This is a genomic window from Candidatus Pelagibacter communis (genome assembly GCF_001180205.1).
Taxonomy (GTDB): domain Bacteria; phylum Pseudomonadota; class Alphaproteobacteria; order Pelagibacterales; family Pelagibacteraceae; genus Pelagibacter; species Pelagibacter ubique_O.
This window is the reverse complement of the sequence record NZ_CVSU01000065.1, coordinates 1-3,086: the sequence shown is the minus strand read 5'-3', so window position 1 is coordinate 3,086 and position 3,086 is coordinate 1. Positions and strand designations below refer to the sequence as shown.

At 30.8% G+C, this 3,086-nt stretch carries 3 protein-coding genes; 2 read left to right on the top strand and 1 reads right to left on the bottom strand.

Features of this window, described 5'->3' with window-relative positions:
- The coding region (locus tag AMO08_RS02670) for a SpoIIE family protein phosphatase (RefSeq protein ID WP_075484884.1) at window positions 1–1,607 on the top strand (1,607 nt) is incomplete at its 5' end.
- A 100-nt stretch (window positions 1,608–1,707) separates the two neighbouring features.
- Window positions 1,708–1,980: a hypothetical protein gene (locus AMO08_RS02665; RefSeq protein ID WP_075484882.1), complete on the top strand. Its 273-nt coding sequence runs from the start codon at window positions 1,708–1,710 to the stop codon at window positions 1,978–1,980.
- Here the strand turns inward: AMO08_RS02665 and AMO08_RS02660 are convergent.
- Window positions 1,969–2,973, bottom strand: a complete 1,005-nt coding sequence (locus AMO08_RS02660; protein ID WP_075484880.1) for an Ldh family oxidoreductase — start codon at window positions 2,971–2,973, stop codon at window positions 1,969–1,971. The genes AMO08_RS02665 and AMO08_RS02660 overlap by 12 nt on opposite strands.
- Window positions 2,974–3,086: the final 113 nt, after the last annotated feature.

Sequence of the window (3,086 nt, the reverse complement as noted above, 5' to 3'; positions counted from 1 at the left end):
CATTAGCAATATTAATCATTATCGGAAGTAGAACAGGTCGATTTAGAAAAGATAAAGATAAAAAACTATTTCAAGGAAGCAATACACCAATAGCTGCTCTTGGTGCCTTAATTTTATGGTTTGGTTGGTTTGGATTTAATGGAGGTGCAAATGGAGCAATGGATTTAAAAATTCCATTAATATTAATTAATACCTTTTTATCAGCATCATTTGGTTTAATCTTTTCAAGTGCAATGGGAATTATTGTAATGAAAAAACCAGAACCATTATTTATGATTACAGGACCTTTAGCTGGCTTAGTTTCGATTACAGCAAGTTGTGCTTATGTTAATCCATCGGAAGCAATATACATTGGAGCAATTGGAGGAATTTTATCAGGCTCAGCAATTATTTTATTAGAAAAATTAAAAATCGACGATGTTGTTAGTGCTATACCTGTTCACTTAGTAGGAGGTATATGGGGAACTTTATCGGTCGCTATATTTGGCGATTTTGAAATGATGGGATTAGATAAGACAAGATTAGAGCAATTAACAATTCAGATTATAGGAACATTTAGTATTGGTGGATTTTGTTTTATTGCAGCTTTTATTATTTTTAAATCTATAAATTATGTTTTTCCGCTTAGGGTAGGAAAAATTCAGGAGGAGCTTGGTTTGAATATTTCTGAGCACAACGCATCAACAGATACTCATGAATTGCTGGAAGTATTAACCAATCAAGCAAAAACAGAGGATTATTCATTAAGAGCACCACAAGATCCATTCACTGATAGTGGAATTATTGGCACTCAATACAATTTTTTAATGGATAAACTGGAACAAAGCGAAAAACAAAAAAATAAATGGAAAAACAGAGTTTCATCTGAAATTAAACTAGCCATGGATGTACAAAAACGTTTAATGCCAAATAGAGATTTGTCTAATTATCCAATTTATGGATTAAATATTCCTGCTAGAGAAATATCAGGAGATTTTTATGATTTTTATTTGCATGATGATCTCGTTTATTTCACTTTATCAGATGTTTCTGGAAAAGGAGTTAATGCTGGCATGGTTATGGCCAAGGCCATTACTTTATTTAAAATTTTTTCAAGATTAAAATTTAAGCCAAATGAAATCTTACTTGAGATGAACAACGATTTAAACGAAACTAATCCACCTGGCACTTTTGTTACCTCAATTGTAGGGTGTTATAATATTAAAACAGATGTTGTTGAAATAGCAAATGCAGGTCATCAACCAGCTTTGTTTAGAAATGGAAAGGATTTTGTTGAGTACCCCTCATCTTCTACTCCTCTTGCAATAGTTAAACACAAAGATGAAAATGTTTACAAGCTAGACACTTTTAAATTAGATGGAGGTAGAATTTATTGTTTTACTGATGGTTTTTCAGAGTGTATAGACGAAAATAAAAACGAAATAGGTATTGATGGAGTTAAAAAACTTCTACTTAATCATCAAAATTCGTCTTTACAAAAAGAACTTGAAAATTCTGCTGAGGAAATAAGATTAAAAAGTCTCAAAAAGGACTACAAAGAGACTGGAATTAGAGACAATGATGACATTTTAGATGATGATTTAACCATCATAGGAATTGGGAATTAAAAAAAAAATTCATAAATCAGGGTCAAAATATCTCATCAAATTACCCATTTTGGACATTAGAAATATTTATTAATTTTCTCTAACATGGTTAATTGAGGCTATGAGTACAGAAAGCTTAAAAAGAACATCTGATCCTATGGAGACCCCTTCTCAACATTCTGAAAGTAATAATGTCGTGGAATTGGATGTTCTTAAACATAAAGCTGATATTCTGAGTACTCCCACCAAGGTTAAACAAGTAGCTAAAAGAGTAAATATAGAGATTTTAAAACAAAGGCTTTACGAAGAGAAAAAAAAAGAAAAGGTAAAAAGAACAATCATTCTTTCTTCAGTCATCGTTTCTTTGGGTGCTCTAACAGTGTTAACGTATTAAGATTTCTAAATCTCTCTTTATTATATCTGGTATTGAAATTTCTTTTTTTAAATTTTTTTTATACCTAAAGAATTTATTTTGTCCTGGATACATTATATCTTTAACACCTTTTATCTTAGGAAGTTTTTTTATTGTTTTAATATTATCTTTAATTCGTTGGTTATAATTTTTTTGAAATAAATTTGCTTTAAAAGTAATAAATAAATGTCCAATATTTTGTGGACCCGAAAAATCATCAAATGGATCTTTAACTCTTCCTGCGTGATTTCCTCCAGTTAAAACTCCACTTAAAATATCTACCATCCAAGCAAGTCCCGATCCTCTAAAGCCTGCAATTGGCAATTGAACTCCCGTTAAAGCTTTTTTAGCATCTGTAGTTGGTTTACCAAACTTATCTAAAGCAACTCCCGCAGGAATTGATTGATTGTTTCTTGCTGCAACTCTAATTTTTCCTCTATTAATCATGGAGATTGATGTATCTAGAATAAATGGAATTTTAGAGCCAGTAGGGGATCCAAAACAAATTGGATTTGTTCCAAATAAAGTTTTTAAAGCACCATGTGGAGCAACTGCAGGTGGAGCATTTGTATAGATCATTGTAATTAAATTTTTGTTTACTGCTTGTTCCGCGTAATAGCCCGATAAACCATAGTGACCACTATTTTTAACTGCTACCATTCCAATACCAGTTTTTTGGGCGTGTTTAATTGCAGTTTTAATTCCTAAATCAGCTGCAACAAAACCAATACTATTATTTGCATCAATGTGAGAAATTGAAGTAGAAATTTTTTTAATCTTAATTTTTGGTTTTGGATTAATTACTTTTTTAGAAATTCGATCACAGTACATCTTTAGTCTTGATAAACCATGACCGTATGCACCAACTAATTCTGCATTAATTAATGCATCAGTAGAAATTAAAGCATGATCTTTACTTAGACCAAATTTTTGGAATATTTTAATGACTAGTTTTTTTAAAACTGGGGTCTTCATTTCATCCCCTTAACATTTATCCTTTTCCACGCCAAGGAATAGTTTTATCAATTATTTTTCTTAATGTGATATCAAATAAAAGACCCAGTAAACCCATAATAAATATTGTTATC